This window comes from Kitasatospora sp. NPDC101235, from assembly GCF_044767505.1.
In the GTDB taxonomy this organism is placed as follows: domain Bacteria; phylum Actinomycetota; class Actinomycetes; order Streptomycetales; family Streptomycetaceae; genus Kitasatospora.
Map to the genome: position 1 here is coordinate 23410 of NZ_JBIWNZ010000014.1, position 15701 is coordinate 39110.

Below are 15701 nucleotides of genomic sequence, written 5' to 3' on the forward strand. Positions count from 1 at the left end.
CTACAGCTTCATCAGGTTGCTGTCGTCGACCGAAGCGGAGTGCCTGGTCCGGAAGATAGAGACGATGATGGCGAGGCCGACCACGACCTCGGCCGCCGCGACCACCATCGTGAAGAACGCGATGATCTGGCCGTCCAGGGTCCCGTGCAGCCGGGAGAAGGTCACCAGGGCGAGGTTCGAGGCGTTCAGCATCAGCTCCACGCACATGAACAGCACGATCGCGTTGCGCCGGATCAGCACCCCGGACGCGCCGATGGTGAACAACAGGGCCGACAGGTAGAGGTAGTTGACCGGGTTCACTCCGTGCCCTCCTCGTCGGCCGGGTGCTCCACGTTGTTCGCCGGAACCGGCTCGCCGTTCGTCGGAGCCGGCCGGCCGTTCGCCGACACCGACCCACCGTTCGTCGGCGCCGGCCGGCCGTTCGCCTGCGCCGGCTTCAGCGACTTGCGCGGGGGCGCCATCGCCGGCCGCTCCGAGGACGGACGGCCCAGCCAGTCCGCCGTGGTGTTCTCCAGCTCCGCCATCCGCTGCAGCATCGCCTGGCTCACGTCCCGGACCTGGCCGCGCTCGCGCAGCGTCGCCATCACCGAGTCCTCGGCGATCGTGCCGTCCGGCAGCAGCCCCGGGACGTCCACCGCGTTGTGCCGCGCGTACACGCCGGGCGCCGGCAGCGGCGGCACCTGGATGTTGTCCTTGACCCGCTGCGCCGCCAGCTCGCGCTGCGTCTTCGGCGCCTTCACGTGCTCCCGGTGGGTCAGCACCATCGCGCCGATCGCCGCGGTGATCAGCAGTGCGCCGGTGACCTCGAAGGCCCACACGTACCGGGTGAAGATCAGCCGGGCCAGGCCCGGCACGTTGCCCTCGGCGTTCGCCTCGGACAGCCCGGTGAAGTGGTTCAGCTTCGCGTTGGCGATCCCGGCGATCAGCAGCACGCCGAAGCCCAGCCCGCACAGCGCCGCGGCGAACCGCTGGCCCTTCAGCTGCTCCTTCAGGGAGTCCTCGCTGGTGACGCCGACCAGCATCACCACGAACAGGAACAGCATCATGATCGCGCCGGTGTAGACCACGATCTGCACCACGCCCAGGAACACCGCGCCCTGGGCCATGTAACAGACCGCCAGCGCCATCATGGTGCCCGCCAGGCAGAGCGCGCTGTGCACGGCCTTGCGCATCAGCACCATGCCGAGCGCGCCGCCGACCGCGATCACCGCGAGCACCCAGAACTGGACGGCCTCACCCGTCGAGGTCGTCCCGACCGCTTCCGCCAGCTGCGCGCTCACTGCTGCACCTCCCTCTCCCGGTCGGTGCGCTCCTGCTGAACCGTCCCCGGCGCCGCCGCGGTGACCTCGCCCCGGTAGTACGCGCCCTCGTCGGTGCCCGGGAAGATCGCGTGCGGGGTGTCGACCATGCCCTCGGACAGGCCCACCAGCAGCTGCTCCTTGGTGAAGATCAGGTCCCGCCGGGAGGAGTCGGCCAGCTCGTACTCGTTGGTCATGGTCAGCGCCCGGGTCGGGCAGGCCTCGATGCACAGCCCGCACAGGATGCAGCGGGCGTAGTTGATCTGGTACACCGCTCCGTAGCGCTCACCCGGGGAGTAGCGCTCCTCGTCCCGGTTGTCCGCGCCCTCCACGTAGATCGCGTCGGCCGGGCAGGCCCACGCGCACAGCTCGCAGCCGACGCACTTCTCCAGGCCGTCCGGGTGCCGGTTCAGCTGGTGGCGGCCGTGGAAGCGCGGAGCGGTGGGCTTCTTCTGCTCCGGGTACTGCTCGGTGAGCCGCTTCTTGAACATGGCCTTGAAGGTCACGCCGAAGCCGGCGGCCGGGCCGAGGATCGACGGACGGTCGGCCCGCTCGGGGCGGTCCGTACGATCGGACTGGTCGGACATCTCGGTTCAGCTCCCTTCGGAATGGTCGGCCCCGTTGAGGGCGTCCTGGAGTTGCTTCGGGGCGCGGCTGCGCCGGCGCGGCACCGGCGGGAGCACCTGGCCGGGCAGCGGCGGGACCGGGTAGCCGCCCGCCATCGGATCGAAGTCGGCCTTGGGCGGGAGGTCCTCGGGTTCCGGCTGCTTCCTCAGGAAGTCCCGCAGCAGCGCCAGCAGCAGCACCGCCCCGACCGGGGCGCCCACGTACAGCACCACCTCGCCGAAGCCGTAGCCCTCGTTGCGCAGCGCCCGCACGCTCGCGATCAGCACCAGCCACACCAGCGAGACCGGGATCAGCACCTTCCAGCCCAGCTTCATGAACTGGTCGTAGCGGAACCGGGGCAGCGTGCCGCGCAGCCAGATGAAGAAGAACAGCAGCAGCTGGATCTTCAGCGTGATCCACAGCATCGGCCACCAGCCGTGGTTGGCGCCCTCCCAGAAGGTCGACACCGGCCACGGAGCCCGCCAGCCGCCCAGGAAGAGGGTCGAGGCCACCGCCGAGACCGTCACCATGTTCACGTACTCGGCCAGCATGAACATCGCGAACTTCAGCGAGGAGTACTCGGTGTTGAACCCGCCGACCAGCTCGCCCTCGGCCTCCGGCAGGTCGAACGGCGCCCGGTTGGTCTCACCGACCATCGCGATGACGTACACGATGAACGACACCGGCAGCAGCGCCGCGAACCAGGTCGGCTGTTGGTGCGCCACGATCTCCGAGGTCGACATCGAGCCCGAGTAGATGAACACCGCCGCGAAGGACAGGCCCATCGCGATCTCGTAGCTGATCATCTGTGCGGACGAGCGCAGCCCGCCCAGCAGCGGGTACGTCGAACCCGAGGACCAGCCGGCCAGCACGATGCCGTAGATGCCCACCGAGGCCGTCGCCAGGATGTACAGCAGCGCGACCGGGAAGTCCGTCAGCTGGAGCGGCGTACGGGTGCCGAAGATCGACACCTCGTTGCCGGCCGGGCCGAACGGGATCACTGCGAAGGCCATGAACGCGGGGATGGCGCAGACGATCGGGGCCAGGATGTAGACCACCTTGTCCGAGCCCTTGACCACCAGGTCTTCCTTCAGCGCCAGCTTCACGCCGTCCGCCAGCGACTGCAGCAGACCCCACGGGCCGTGCCGGTTGGGCCCGATGCGCAGCTGCATCCAGGCCACCACCTTGCGCTCCCAGACGATCGCGATCAGCACCGTCAGGACCAGGAAGGCGAAGCAGAACACCGCCTTCAGCAGCACCAGCCACCACGGGTCCTGCCCGAAGAAGTGGAGCGTCTCGTACGGCTGCGAAGTCATCGGTCCTCCCCTTCGCCCGCGGTCTCGTCCGCGGTCGCCCCGGTCTGGTCCTGCGCCGGCCGGTCCTGAGTCACCTGGTCCTGCGCCGTCGGCTCGGGCTTGGTCTCGGGCTCGGGCTCGGGCTCGGCCGCGGCGATCGTGACCAGGTGGCCGACGGTGGTGCCGAGCGCGCGGTGGGCACCGCCCGGTGTGGAGTCGAGCGGGACCCAGACCGTGCGGTCCGGGATCGAGTCGGTGACCTCCAGCGGCAGGGTCAGCGAGCCGGCCGGGCCGGTCAGCCGCAGCCCGGCGGCCGCCTCGGCACCGATCTCCTTGGCCGTCTCCGCCGAGATCCGGGCCACCGCCCGGTGCCGGGTGCCCGCCAGGTGCGGGTCCCCCTGCTGCAGCACGCCGTTGTCCAGCAGCATCCGCCAACCCGCCAGCACCGCCTGGCCGGTGGCCGGCCGGGGCAGCGGGCCCGGGTGCGCCGCCGGGTCGGCCGTGCGGTCGCCCTCCCAGGGGGCGAAACGGTCCAGCTCCAGCCGGGCCGCCCTTACGTCCGGCAGACCCAGCCGCCGGCCCAGCGCGTCCGCCAGCATGCCCAGCACCCGCAGGTCCGACTGGAGGTGCCGGCCCATCTGCTGGTCCGGCTTGAGCGCGGACTCGAACATCCGGACCCGGCCCTCCCAGTCCAGGAAGGTGCCGGCCTTCTCCGCCACCGCCGCCACCGGCAGCACCACGTCGGCGCGCGCCGTCACCGCCGAGGGCCGCAACTCCAGCGACAGCAGGAACGGCACCGCCGCCAACGCCTCGTCGGCCAACGCCGGGTCCGGCAGGTCGTCCGGGTCCACGCCGCCGACCAGCAGCGCGTCCAGCTCGCCGCCCACGGCCGCCGCCAGGATCCCGTCGGTGTCCCGACCCGGCCGGGACGGCAGCTCGGCCCCGCCCCACACCGCGGACGCCTCCGCCCGGGCCGCCGCGGCGGCCACCGGACGGCCGCCCGGCAGCAGGCCCGGCAGCGCGCCCGCCTCCACCGCCCCGCGGTCACCGGCCCGGCGCGGCACCCAGGCGAGCTTCGCGCCGGTCGCGTGCGCCAACCGCAGCACCGCCGTCAGCGCGCCCGGGACGGCGGCCAGCCGCTCGCCCGCCAGGATCACCGCGCCCGGGGTGCGCAGCAGTTCGGCCGCCCGCCCGGCGTCGTCGGTCAGCGGCTCGTCCGCCGCCAGCGCCGCGAACCACTCCGGCTCGGTGCCGGGAGCGGCCGGCAGCAGCGCGCCGTGCAGCTTCGTCAGGCCCCGGGAGCCGAACGCGGCCACCGAGAACACCTTCAGGCCCGTCGCCCGGGTCGCCTTGCGCAGCCGCAGGAAGACGATCGGCGACTCCTCCTCCGGCTCGAAGCCCGCCAGCAGCACCGCCGGCGCCCGGTCGAGGTCCTCGTACGCCACCCCGGTGCCGTCCACGTCGACGCCCCGCCCGGCCACCGCCGCGGCCAGGAAGTCCGCCTCCTCACCGCTGTGCGGGCGGGCCCGGAAGTCCACGTCGTTGGTGCCGAGCACCACCCGCGCGAACTTCCCGTACGCGTAGGCGTCCTCGACCGTCACCCGGCCGCCGGCCAGCACCCCGGTCCGGGCCCCGCGCAGCCCCTCGGCCGCCCGGGCCAGCGCCTCCGGCCAGGAGGCCGGCACCAGCTCGCCGTCCACCCGCACCAGCGGGGTGGTCAGCCGGTCGCGCTGCTGGGCGTAGCGGAAGGCGAAGCGGCCCTTGTCGCAGTTCCACTCCTCGTTCACCGCCGGGTCCTCGCCCGCCAGCCGGCGCAGCACCTTGCCGCGCCGGTGGTCGGTGCGCTGCGCGCAGCCCGAGGCGCAGTGCTCGCACACGCTCGGCGAGGAGACCAGGTCGAAGGGGCGCGAGCGGAACCGGTACGCCGCCGAGGTCAGCGCGCCCACCGGGCAGATCTGGATGGTGTTCCCGGAGAAGTACGACTCGAAGTCGTCGCCCTCGCCGGTGCCGACCTGCTGTAGCGCCCCGCGCTCCACCAGGTCGATGAACGGGTCCCCGGCGATCTGCTGCGAGAAGCGGGTGCAGCGCGCGCACAGCACGCAGCGCTCGCGGTCCAGCAGCACCTGGCTGCTGATCGGCACCGGCTTCTCGTAGGTGCGCTTCATGCCCTCGAAGCGGGAGTCGGCGGCACCGTTGGTCATCGCCTGGTTCTGCAGCGGGCACTCGCCGCCCTTGTCGCAGACCGGGCAGTCCAGCGGGTGGTTGATCAGCAGCAGCTCCATCACGCCGCGCTGCGCCTTCTCTGCCACCGGCGAGCTGAGCTGGGTGCGCACCACCATGCCCTCGGCCACCGGGATGGTGCAGGAGGCGACCGGCTTGCGCTGGCCCTCGATCTCGACGATGCACTGGCGGCAGGCGCCGGCCGGGTCGAGCAGCGGGTGGTCGCAGAAGCGCGGGATCTGGGTGCCGATGGTCTCGGCGGCCCGGATCACCAACGTTCCCTTGGGGACCCGCACTTCGACGCCGTCGATGGTGAGCGTGACCAGTTCGACCGCGGTCTCGGAGGCGGTTGGCTCTGTGATCGTCACGCGTGCACCTCCCTTTCGGTGGCGGACTGGTGGCCGGGGCGGGGGCCGTCGGCCCAGACGGTGGAGGCGGCCGGGTCGAACGGGCAGCGGCGCTCGGCCAGGTGCTGCTCGTACTCGGCCCGGAAGTGCTTGAGCGAGGAGACGATCGGGCTGGCCGCGCCGTCGCCCAGTGCGCAGAAGGACTTGCCGTTGATGTTGTCGGCGATGTCGAGGAGCTTCTCCAGGTCCCCGTCGACGCCCTCGCCCGCCTCGATCCGCTTGAGCAGCTGGACCAGCCAGTAGGTGCCCTCGCGGCAGGGGGTGCACTTGCCGCAGGACTCGTGGGCGTAGAACTCCGTCCAGCGGGTGACCGCGCGCACCACGCAGGTGGTCTCGTCGAAGACCTGGAGCGCCTTGGTGCCGAGCATCGAGCCCGCCGCCCCGACTCCCTCGTAGTCCAGCGGGACGTCGAGGTGCTCGTCGGTGAACATCGGGGTGGAGGAACCACCCGGGGTCCAGAACTTCAGCCGGTGCCCGGGGCGGATGCCGCCGCTGAGGTCGAGCAGCTGGCGCAGCGTGATGCCGAGCGGGGCCTCGTACTGGCCGGGGTTGGTGACGTGGCCGGAGAGCGAGTAGAGCGTGAAGCCGGGGGACTTCTCGGTGCCCAGGGCCTTGAACCACTCCTTGCCGCGGGCCAGGATCGGCGGCACCGAGGCGATCGACTCGACGTTGTTGACCACCGTCGGACAGGCGTACAGGCCGGCGATCGCCGGGAACGGGGGCCGCAGCCTGGGCTGGCCGCGCCGGCCCTCCAGCGAGTCGAGCAGCGCCGTCTCCTCGCCGCAGATGTAGGCGCCGGCGCCGGCGTGCACGGTGATGTCGAGGTCGATGCCCGAGCCGAGGATGTTCCGGCCCAGCAGCCCCGCCCCGTACGCCTCGGCGACGGCCGCGTGCAGCCGGCGCAGCACCGGGACGACCTCGCCGCGCAGGTAGATGAAGGCGTGGTCGCAGCGGATCGCGTAGGAGGCGATGATCATGCCCTCGATCAGCGCGTGCGGGTTGGCGAACAGCAGCGGGATGTCCTTGCAGGTGCCCGGCTCGGACTCGTCCGCGTTGACCACCAGGTAGTGCGGCTTGCCGTCGTTCTGCGGGATGAACTGCCACTTCATGCCGGTCGGGAAGCCGGCGCCGCCGCGGCCGCGCAGGCCGGCGTCCTTGACCAGGGCGATCACGTCGTCCGGCGGCATGGCGAGGGCCGCCTTGAGGCCCTCGTAGCCGTGGTGGCGGCGGTAGGTGTCGAGCGTCCAGGGACGGCTGTCGTCCCAGGAGTCGGACAGGACCGGGGTGAGCAGTTTCTCGGCCGGCTCGGCGGAGGTCATCACGCTTCGCTCCCTTCCTGGCCGTTGCCCTCGGGGCGGGGGGATTCGGAGCGGGGTGCGTCGGCCCGGGGTGCGTCGGGGAGGGAGGCGTCGGGGCGGGGCGGCTCGTTGCGCGGGGAGACGACCCTGGTGCCGGGGGCGCCGGGCAGGGCCTCGCCGCGGGACAGCCGCAGGCCGGCGAGGGAGGGTGCGCCGCCGGCACCGGACTCGTCGTTGGCGCCCGGGCGCTCGTCGGGGAAGCCGGCCAGGATTCGGGCGGTCTCCTTGAAGCCGCACAGCCGAGCGCCGCGGGTGGGCCGGACCTCACGGCCGGCGCGCAGGTCGTCGACCAGCTGCCGGGCGCTCTCCGGGGTCTGGTTGTCGAAGAACTCCCAGTTGACCATCACCACGGGCGCGTAGTCGCAGGCCGCGTTGCACTCGATGTGCTCGATCGAGACCTCGCCGTCCCCGGTGGTCTCGTTGTTGCGGATGCCCAGGTGCTCCTGGAGCTCGGCGAAGATCTGGTCGCCGCCGAGCACCGCGCACAGGGTGTTGGTGCAGACCCCGACGTGGTACTTCCCGGCCGGGCGGCGCCGGTACATGGTGTAGAAGGTCGCGACCGCGGTGACCTCGGCGGTGGTGAGGTCCAGCTGCTCGGCGCAGAAGCGGATCCCGGTCGGGCTGACGAAGCCCTCCTCGGCCTGCACCAGGTGCAGCAGCGGCAGCAGCGCCGAGCGGGGCTGCGGGTAGCGGCCGATCAGCTCGGCCGCGTCGGCGGCCAGCCGGGCGTGCACCTCCTCGGGGTACGGTGCGGCCGGCAGTGCCGGCAGTCCGAGTTCGACGTTGGTCACCGGTCCACGCCTCCCATCACCGGGTCGATCCCGGCCACCGCGACGATCACGTCGGCCACCTGGCCGCCCTCGCACATCGCCGCCATCGTCTGCAGATTGGTGAACGACGGGTCCCGGAAGTGGACCCGGTACGGCCGCGTCCCGCCGTCGCTGACCACGTGCACGCCCAGCTCGCCCTTGGGCGACTCGACCGCCGCGTACGCCTGGCCGACCGGCACCCGGAAGCCCTCGGTGACCAGCTTGAAGTGGTGGATCAGGGCCTCCATCGAGGTGCCCATGATCTTGCGGATGTGGTCGAGGGAGTTGCCCATCCCGTCCGGGCCGACGGCCAGTTGGGCGGGCCAGGCGATCTTCTTGTCGGCCACCATGACCGGGCCCGGCCGCAGCCGGTCCAGGCACTGCTCGACGATCCGCAGCGACTGATTCATCTCCTCCAGGCGGATCAGGAAGCGGCCGTAGGAGTCGGCGCTGTCGGCGATCGCGACCTCGAAGTCGTAGTCCTCGTACCCGCAGTACGGGTCGGTCTTGCGCAGGTCGTGCGGCAGGCCGGTGGCCCGCAGGATCGGGCCGGTGGCGCCGAGGGCCAGGCAGCCGGGCAGGTCCAGGAAGCCGACGTCGACCAGACGGGCCTTGAACACCGGGTTGCCGGTGGCGAGTTTGTCGTACTCGTGCATCCGGGAGCGGAAGACCTTGACCGCCTCGCGGATCTGGTCGACGGCGCCGGGCGGCAGGTCCTGGGCGAGGCCGCCGGGGCGCACGTACGCGTGGTTCATGCGCAGGCCGGTGACCAGCTCGAAGACGTCCAGGATCAGCTCGCGGTCCCGGAAGCCGTAGATCATCAGGGTGGTGGAGCCGATCTCCATGCCGCCGGTGGCCAGGCAGACCAGGTGCGAGGCGATCCGGTTGAGCTCCATCATCATCACCCGGATGACGCTGGCCCGGTCCGGGACGTCGTCGGTGATGCCGAGCAGCTTCTCGACCGCCAGGCAGTAGGCGGTCTCGTTGAACAGCGGGGTCAGGTAGTCCATGCGGGTCACGAAGGTGGTGCCCTGGACCCAGCTGCGGAACTCCATGTTCTTCTCGATGCCGGTGTGGAGGTAGCCGATGCCGCAGCGGGCCTCCTTCACCGTCTCGCCGTCGATCTCCAGGATCAGCCGCAGCACGCCGTGGGTGGACGGGTGCTGGGGGCCCATGTTGACGATGATGCGCTCGTCGTCGGCCCGGCCGACCGCCTCGACCACCTCGCCCCAGTCGCCGCCGGTGACGGTGAAGACCCGGCCCTCGGTGGTCTCGCGGGCGTCTGCTTCCTCGGTCTCTCCAAAGTGCTGGGTGTTCATCAGCTGTACGACCTCCGCTGGTCGGGAGCCGGGATCTGGGCGCCCTTGTACTCGACGGGGATGCCGCCGAGCGGGTAGTCCTTGCGCTGCGGGTGGCCCAGCCAGTCGTCCGGCATCATGATCCGGGTGAGCGCCGGGTGGCCCTCGAAGACCAGGCCGAAGAAGTCGTAGGCCTCGCGCTCGTGCCAGTCGTTGGTCGGGTAGACGCTCACCACGGAGGGGATGCGCGGGTCGGCGTCGGGCGCGGTGACCTCCAGCCGGATCAGCCGGCCGTGGGTGATCGAGCGCAGGTGGTAGACCGCGTGCAGCTCGCGGCCCTTGTCGCCGGGGTAGTGCACGCCGCTCACGCCGAGGCACAGTTCGAAGCGCAGCGCCGGGTCGTCGCGCAGGATGCGGACGGTCCCCAGCAGGTGGTCGCGGTCGATGTGGAAGGTGAGCTCGCCGCGGTCGACCACGGTCTTCCCGATCACCTCGACCGGGTCCAGGCCCTGCTCCTCCAGGGCGCCCTCCAGCTCGTCGGCGACCTCGTCGAACCAGCCGCCGTACGGGCGTTCACTCGGGCCGGGCAGCGCGATCGGGGCGGCCAGGCCGCCGAAGCCGGAGGTGTCGCCGCTGCCCTTGGCGCCGAACATGCCCTGGCGGCGGCCGACCACCTCGACCGGGATCTCGCGGACCGGCTGCTCCCGGCGGGTCTCGGGTACCTGGTCGTTCATCGCAGCTGCCCCCGCATCTCACTGATCGGGGTGGCCTTGAGGGCGAGCGCCTCGCCGAGCTCCTCGGCCCGGCGCTTGTTCACGCCGAGCGGCTCGTGCTGGATCTTGTCGTGCAGCTTCAGGATGGCGTCCATCAGCATCTCCGGACGGGGCGGACAGCCGGGCAGGTAGATGTCCACCGGGACGATGTGGTCGACGCCCTGGACGATCGCGTAGTTGTTGAACATCCCGCCGGACGAGGCGCAGACGCCCATCGAGATCACCCACTTGGGGTTGGGCATCTGGTCGTACACCTGGCGCAGCACCGGGGCCATCTTCTGGCTCACCCGGCCCGCCACGATCATCAGATCGGCCTGCCGGGGGGAACCCCGGAAGACCTCCATGCCGAACCGGGCCAGGTCGTAGCGGCCTGCACCGGTGGTCATCATCTCGATCGCGCAGCAGGCCAGACCGAAGGTGGCCGGGAAGAGTGACGCCTTGCGCACCCAGCCGGCGGCCGTCTCCACGGTCGTGAGCAGAAAGCCGCTCGGCAGCTTCTCCTCGATTCCCATCAGATCCCTCTCAATGCCCTCAAGACCGCTGATACGTGGGCCGGTTCTGGCTTGTCCGCTCTTTCACAAGCGGGCGCACAGCCGGCGGACGGGTGGGGTCACCACCCCGCGCTCGGACCACCCCGCGCTCAGTCCCACTCCAGGCCGCCGCGCCGCCACACGTAGGCGTACGCGACGAAGACGGTGGCGATGAACAGGAGCATCTCGACCAGCCCGAAGATCCCCAGGGCGTCGAAGGTCACCGCCCAGGGGTAGAGGAAGACGATCTCGATGTCGAAGACGATGAAGAGCATCGCCGTCAGGTAGTACTTGATCGGGAACCGACCGCCGCCCACGGGCTGCGGGGTCGGCTCGATGCCGCACTCGTACGCCTCCAACTTGGCCCGGTTGTAGCGCTTGGGGCCGGTGAGTGAGGCCATCACGACGGAGCCGACCGCGAACGCCGCCGCGATGGCACCGAGTACGAGGATCGGCGCGTAGGCATTCATAGCCCCCGCTCCCTCCGTCCAGTCGTCCTTGACTGCAGATCGGAACCGGCGGGTCACACTGAGGTGAACCCGCGTTCCAGTTCCCGAGATCCACCTCATGTGAGGCAGTTCACAAAGCCTGGAACGAGCGCATCCTATGCCTGTCGGCTTGTGATCTGCGACACGCAGTTCACCGCCATCTTTGTGATCTACGACACCATGTGAATGGTGTCGAATGTGAACATGCCCAGATTTGTCGACGCATAGCAGTCAAATGATCACAACCAGTCGCATTTACCTGTGAAGCGGCTGGTCAGGGGCATGGTCCTATATCAACCATGCATCGCCTTGGGCAAATTTCCAGGCGTCATGTTGACGTGTTATGACGGCTCACTCGGAGGGGTGGCGGGGGGCCGAACGCTCGCTTGACCCTTCGTTCACAAGCGCGCGAGCTTGTCGTCGGGTGGGGCTCCTCTCCCCCTCACCGACCCGCCCGCCGCTGCCTCCGCCCGGTGCCTGTGCCGGCTTCCTCCGCCCGGTGCCTGCGCTGGGGTTGGCGGATCTGCGCGCGCTCGGCCGCTCCGGCTGTGCGGGCCGTATGGGCCGTGTGGGCTCCGGCTGTGCGGGCCGTATGGGCCGTGTGGGCCGCCTGGGCCGCGTGGGCCGCGCGTCGTTGGGGGTGGGCGGCGCCGACCATGCAGGCCTCACGGCCGCGCAGCCGAAGCGGGGTCGGCGCCCGCGCCCGCGCCCGCGTCCGTGCCCACAGGCCTGCCGGCCGGCCGTACAGGGCCGCGACCTCGCACAAGGCAGCGCTGACCTTGCCCGGGCCCGGCCCACTCCGGCACTGCCCGCCGTGCCCGGGGCCTGCTGCCTGCCTGGGCTTGGGCTGCCCGGGCTCTCGCCCTCCGGGCCAGGGCCGGTTACTGGCGGCCGGCCGCCTGCTCCCAGATCCAGGCCGCGATGCCCACCCGGTTACGGGCTCCGATCTTGCGCTGGATGTTGGCGAGGTGGTTCTTCACCGTCCCCGGTGAGATGAACAGCCCTGCGCCGATCTCGGCGTTGGTCGCGCCGTCTGCCACCAGCTCGGCGATCTCCCTTTCTCTCATGGTCAGTTCCTCCGCCGGCCCGGCTGTCGCTGGCGGAGCCGCTGCAGCCGCCTTGGCGCCCGGCCCGGGCTCCGGCTCCGCACCCGGGAGTGCCATGTGCCGCAGGAGCCGGACGGTGATCTGCGGGCTGATCAACGCGTCCCCCGCCATCGCCGCCCGGACCGCCTCGATCAGCAGCACCGGCCCCGACCGCTTCAGCAGGAATCCGGCCGCCCCGTGCCGCAGTGCCGTGTGCACGTACTCGTCCAGGTCGAAGGTGGTCACCACGATCACCTTGCACTGGTCGGCCAACTGGCGTGTGACCTCCAAACCGTCCAGCTTCGGCATCCGGATGTCCGCGAGCACCACGTCCGGCCGCAGTCTCCTTGCCTCCTGCACCGCTGCGGCGCCGTCCGCCGCCTCAGCCACCACCACCATGTCCGGCTGGACGTCCAGGATCATCCGGAACGCACTGCGAACGTCCGCCTGGTCGTCCGCGATCAGGATCCGAACCGGCCCTGTGCCACTGCCCATATCCGCACCTCCCCGTTACCGACCCGCGTCGGCTTCTACGATCGCGCCGGCCCTGCGCCGGCCTCCTCCAACGGCAGCACCGCCGTCACCCTCCAGGCCTCCCGCTCGTGCGGGCCGGCTTCCAGCGAACCACCGAGGGCCTCCACCCGGGCCGCCAGCCCAGGCAGTCCGCTGCCGCCACCCCGGCGCGGCCGACCTGCCGGGCCCAGTGCCCGACCGTCGTTGGTCACGGTCAGCTCCAGCCGTCCGCCACTGCGGCGGGCCCGGATCTCGACCTCCCGCGCGGCCGGAGCGTGCCGCCGGACATTGGTCAGTGACTCGACCACGATCCGGTGGACGGTGCCCTCCACCTCACGCGGCACCGGCTCCTCCGGCAGCTCCAAGCGGACTTCGGCGCCGCCCGTCGCGGTGAACCGCTCGGCCACCCCGGCGAGTTCGGCGAGCCCGGGCTGCGGACCGCGGCCGCCGCCCTCCTCGCTGCGCAGCAGCTGTACCGTCCGGTCCAGCGAGGCCAGCGCCCGCTGCCCGGCCTGCTCTATTCGCTGGAACATCTCGGCCGCCCGGGCCGGGTCGATCCCGGCCAGGTAGGCCCCCGCCTGGGCCTGGGCGACCATGCCGCTGACATCGTGCGCCACGAAGTCGTGCAGGTCGTGGGCCAGTTCGAGCCGCTGCGCCCGCCTGGCCTCGGCCACCGCCTTGTTGCGCCCCTCGTCCAGGCCCCGCAGGTAGAGCCCGATCAGGACGGCCGGCAGGGAGAGCATCGATCCGAACCCGAAGAGCGTGAGCGTGTCCGCGGGCCCCTCGATGAACGCGAACCGGGACGGCCAGAGGGCGACCGCTCCGCATGCCGTCCAGGCCGCCGCCGCACACTGTGGGCCGTCCTCGGCACGCAGGCTGATGACCACCGACAGCAGCAGGACGGCCAGTTCGGCCAGGCCCAACAGACCGGCCCAGCGCTGCCCCTCCGCCCAGCGGCCGAGGAGCCAGACGGCGACCGTGACCACGACCGATGCCGCCCCGAGCGCCATGGTCACGGCCGCCGCCCCGTACCGCCCCCGCGCCACCCAGGCCGGCGGCACCAGGAGCAGGACAACACCGGACAGGATCTGAGTCATCGTCACCACCTCTCCTCGACTCTTCGACTGCCGTCACATTACGACGCCACCCAGGCGGCACGCCTGTGCCGATCGGCACATTTCAAAGGCTGGTTGAGCAGGAGGAACAGCCCGATCGGCATCTGCCGCGAACCCCTGGCCGGCCTCCAGTCTTGAGTCATCGCACCGGCCACGGAGGCCGGAGCCGAAGGGAGCCCACCACCATGTCGAAGCTCGTGATCAACGCCCGCAGCACCACCCGCCGGGCCGAGGCGACCGCCCCTGTCGTCCCGCCCGCCCCGCGCTGGGCCCAGCTCGCCGCCAAGGCCGCCGTCCTCACCACCGTCCCCTCGGGGCTGTGGCGGATCGCCTTCGGCTTCGGCGTCCCGATGGGTTTCACCGGCGCGACGGCCGCGGCGTACGCCGAGCACCAGCCGGGCTGGGGCACGGTCTACTGCGTGGCGCTGAGCGCCCTTGCCGAGTCGCTGGCCTTCCTGACCCTGGGCCTGGTGCGGCCCTGGGGGCTGATCGCGCCCCGGTGGATCCCGCTGATAGGCGGCCGCCGGGTCAAGCCGCTCGCCGCGATCCTCCCGGCTCTGCTGGGCTCGGTGGTGCTCACGGTCCTCGGCATGGAGGCGCTCTTCGGCGGCTGGGCACGCAACCTGGCCGAGCCGGATTCGCCGCGTGGCTTCGCCGCCGCGGTGATGACGCTCGCGTACCTGCCCCTGGTCGCCTGGGGCCCGCTGCTCGGTGCGGTCACCCTCGACTACGCCCGCCGGACGCTACGGCGGCGCCGGTGACGAGGGCGGCTGGTCACGCCCGGGCCGGCTCCGCGTTCGGCCCCACCGCGTCAGGCTCGCCCTCTCCCTCTCCCTGGCCTCTGACCGGGCGTGGCGCGGGTGCGGGTGCGGTGCGCCGGCCCCACTCGGTCGCGACCAGCACAAGGGCTCCTCCGAGCAGGGCGAGCGGGCCCATCCGGTTCCCGGCCACGGTGATCCCGAAGATGGCGGCCCACAGCGGTTCGGTGCCGAGCAGCAGGCTCACCCGGGACGGCGAAGTGGTCCGCACGGCCCACATCTGGACGAAGAAGGCGAACAGGGTGCAGAACAGGGAAAGATGGAGCAGCCAGGCCCACTGGCCAGCCCCGTACGAGCGCGCGACCGTCCAGGGCGCGGGCCCGACCGACAGCGTGACGACGGCGAACACGCCGGTGGCCACAGCGAGTTGGACCCAGGTGACGGCGAGCGTGTCGGTGTCGCGGACGGCCCGGGTGCGGGCCATCGCGAGGACGTACGCCGAGCGGACCAGGGCGGCGCCCAGCACCAGCAGATCACCGAGCGTGGGAGGGCGCAGCCCGCCGTCGCCGGTGAGCAGGGCGACGCCGAGGACGGCCAGCCCTGCGGCCGCGAGGAAGGCCTTCGGTGGTGCGGTCCGGCCGAGGGCGCTCTCGCCGAGTGGGGTGAGCACCATCGCGAGGCTGATGATCAAACCGGCATTGGTCGCGGAGGTGTGGACGGCGCCGTAGGTCTCCAGCAGGAAGATCCCGCTGAGCACCAGCCCCAGTGCGGCGCCGCCGAGCCACTCGGCACGATTCAGCCTCCGCAAGGCACGCCACGCGACCACCCCAAGCAGCGGCAGCACCAGCCCGAACCGCAGCACGAGCATCGCCACCACCGTCCCGGGCTCGGCCACCCGCTGGACGGCGAGGAAGCTCGACCCCCACACCACGGCCACGAGCAGGACCGGAAGATCACGAAGGACCGATGAGGACGAACCCTCGGGCAGGTCGGAAGAGGAGGCTGGCATGCGGAAGATCCCTCCGAACGGACGGAACCGGCGGGCGCGAGTACCGTACGGCGTCGGACGGGCCCAGGAGCCGGGCGGAAAGCCCGGCGGTGGACGGGGCGGAGCGCGGAGCAAGGGGGCGCCATCTTCGCGCACCGGG

At 71.6% G+C, this 15701-nt stretch carries 15 protein-coding genes; 1 reads left to right on the forward strand and 14 read right to left on the reverse strand.

Going from position 1 to position 15701, the window contains the following annotated elements; genetic code table 11:
- The 13 genes from nuoK to ACIRRH_RS23245 form a co-directional block, all read right to left on the reverse strand.
- On the reverse strand, window positions 1–300 hold the full coding sequence (nuoK, locus tag ACIRRH_RS23185) for an NADH-quinone oxidoreductase subunit NuoK (protein WP_188309222.1): 300 nt from the start codon (window positions 298–300) through the stop codon (window positions 1–3).
- Window positions 297–1280, reverse strand: coding sequence for an NADH-quinone oxidoreductase subunit J (locus tag ACIRRH_RS23190; RefSeq protein WP_403070527.1), 984 nt, complete (start codon window positions 1278–1280; stop codon window positions 297–299). The genes nuoK and ACIRRH_RS23190 overlap by 4 nt, the downstream gene beginning before the upstream one ends.
- Window positions 1277–1885, reverse strand: a complete 609-nt coding sequence (nuoI, locus tag ACIRRH_RS23195) for an NADH-quinone oxidoreductase subunit NuoI (protein ID WP_403070530.1) — start codon at window positions 1883–1885, stop codon at window positions 1277–1279. The genes ACIRRH_RS23190 and nuoI overlap by 4 nt, the downstream gene beginning before the upstream one ends.
- A 6-nt stretch (window positions 1886–1891) precedes the next feature.
- The gene (nuoH, locus tag ACIRRH_RS23200) at window positions 1892–3220 is read right to left on the reverse strand and encodes an NADH-quinone oxidoreductase subunit NuoH (RefSeq protein WP_403070532.1); all 1329 of its coding nucleotides are present in this window, start codon (window positions 3218–3220) and stop codon (window positions 1892–1894) included.
- Window positions 3217–5787: an NADH-quinone oxidoreductase subunit G gene (locus ACIRRH_RS23205; RefSeq protein ID WP_403070535.1), complete on the reverse strand. Its 2571-nt coding sequence runs from the start codon at window positions 5785–5787 to the stop codon at window positions 3217–3219. Before ACIRRH_RS23205 ends, nuoH begins: the two co-directional genes overlap by 4 nt.
- Window positions 5784–7145 (reverse strand): NADH-quinone oxidoreductase subunit NuoF, encoded by a 1362-nt coding sequence (gene nuoF, locus ACIRRH_RS23210; protein ID WP_403070538.1) that lies wholly within the window; start codon window positions 7143–7145, stop codon window positions 5784–5786. The genes ACIRRH_RS23205 and nuoF overlap by 4 nt, the downstream gene beginning before the upstream one ends.
- Window positions 7145–7954 (reverse strand): NADH-quinone oxidoreductase subunit NuoE, encoded by an 810-nt coding sequence (nuoE, locus tag ACIRRH_RS23215; RefSeq protein ID WP_403070929.1) that lies wholly within the window; start codon window positions 7952–7954, stop codon window positions 7145–7147. Before nuoE ends, nuoF begins: the two co-directional genes overlap by 1 nt.
- Window positions 7955–7971: 17 nt before the next feature.
- Window positions 7972–9312, reverse strand: a complete 1341-nt coding sequence (locus ACIRRH_RS23220) for an NADH-quinone oxidoreductase subunit D (protein ID WP_403070541.1) — start codon at window positions 9310–9312, stop codon at window positions 7972–7974.
- Window positions 9312–10025: an NADH-quinone oxidoreductase subunit C gene (locus ACIRRH_RS23225; protein WP_363390123.1), complete on the reverse strand. Its 714-nt coding sequence runs from the start codon at window positions 10023–10025 to the stop codon at window positions 9312–9314. Before ACIRRH_RS23225 ends, ACIRRH_RS23220 begins: the two co-directional genes overlap by 1 nt.
- Complete coding sequence (locus tag ACIRRH_RS23230; RefSeq protein WP_355265622.1) at window positions 10022–10576, reverse strand: NADH-quinone oxidoreductase subunit B family protein; 555 nt, start codon at window positions 10574–10576, stop codon at window positions 10022–10024. Before ACIRRH_RS23230 ends, ACIRRH_RS23225 begins: the two co-directional genes overlap by 4 nt.
- Before the next feature lie 128 nt (window positions 10577–10704).
- Window positions 10705–11064, reverse strand: coding sequence for an NADH-quinone oxidoreductase subunit A (locus tag ACIRRH_RS23235; RefSeq protein ID WP_030060100.1), 360 nt, complete (start codon window positions 11062–11064; stop codon window positions 10705–10707).
- Between the two features lie 899 nt (window positions 11065–11963).
- Entirely contained in the window at window positions 11964–12662 is a 699-nt protein-coding gene (locus ACIRRH_RS23240) for a response regulator (protein ID WP_403070544.1), read from the reverse strand.
- Between the two features lie 35 nt (window positions 12663–12697).
- Complete coding sequence (locus ACIRRH_RS23245; RefSeq protein ID WP_403070932.1) at window positions 12698–13777, reverse strand: sensor histidine kinase; 1080 nt, start codon at window positions 13775–13777, stop codon at window positions 12698–12700.
- A 203-nt stretch (window positions 13778–13980) separates the two neighbouring features.
- Here ACIRRH_RS23245 and ACIRRH_RS23250 point away from each other — a divergent pair, with 203 nt between their 5' ends.
- Window positions 13981–14556, forward strand: a complete 576-nt coding sequence (locus ACIRRH_RS23250) for a hypothetical protein (RefSeq protein WP_403070547.1) — start codon at window positions 13981–13983, stop codon at window positions 14554–14556.
- A 13-nt stretch (window positions 14557–14569) separates the two neighbouring features.
- On the opposite strand, the gene ACIRRH_RS23255 is transcribed toward ACIRRH_RS23250, so the two are convergent.
- Window positions 14570–15562 (reverse strand): DMT family transporter, encoded by a 993-nt coding sequence (locus ACIRRH_RS23255; RefSeq protein WP_403070549.1) that lies wholly within the window; start codon window positions 15560–15562, stop codon window positions 14570–14572.
- Window positions 15563–15701: the final 139 nt, after the last annotated feature.

Bases quoted from the DNA above. Each gene is read 5' to 3' on its own strand.
- nuoI (WP_403070530.1), bottom strand. From the start codon at position 1,885: ATGTCCGACCAGTCCGATCGTACGGACCGCCCCGAGCGGGCCGACCGT.
- nuoH (WP_403070532.1), bottom strand. From the start codon at position 3,220: ATGACTTCGCAGCCGTACGAGACGCTCCACTTCTTCGGGCAGGACCCG.
- nuoF (WP_403070538.1), bottom strand. From the start codon at position 7,145: ATGACCTCCGCCGAGCCGGCCGAGAAACTGCTCACCCCGGTCCTGTCC.
- ACIRRH_RS23220 (WP_403070541.1), bottom strand. From the start codon at position 9,312: ATGAACACCCAGCACTTTGGAGAGACCGAGGAAGCAGACGCCCGCGAG.
- ACIRRH_RS23225 (WP_363390123.1), bottom strand. From the start codon at position 10,025: ATGAACGACCAGGTACCCGAGACCCGCCGGGAGCAGCCGGTCCGCGAG.
- ACIRRH_RS23230 (WP_355265622.1), bottom strand. From the start codon at position 10,576: ATGGGAATCGAGGAGAAGCTGCCGAGCGGCTTTCTGCTCACGACCGTG.
- ACIRRH_RS23235 (WP_030060100.1), bottom strand. From the start codon at position 11,064: ATGAATGCCTACGCGCCGATCCTCGTACTCGGTGCCATCGCGGCGGCG.
- ACIRRH_RS23240 (WP_403070544.1), bottom strand. From the start codon at position 12,662: ATGGGCAGTGGCACAGGGCCGGTTCGGATCCTGATCGCGGACGACCAG.
- ACIRRH_RS23245 (WP_403070932.1), bottom strand. From the start codon at position 13,777: ATGACTCAGATCCTGTCCGGTGTTGTCCTGCTCCTGGTGCCGCCGGCC.
- ACIRRH_RS23250 (WP_403070547.1), top strand. From the start codon at position 13,981: ATGTCGAAGCTCGTGATCAACGCCCGCAGCACCACCCGCCGGGCCGAG.
- ACIRRH_RS23255 (WP_403070549.1), bottom strand. From the start codon at position 15,562: ATGCCAGCCTCCTCTTCCGACCTGCCCGAGGGTTCGTCCTCATCGGTC.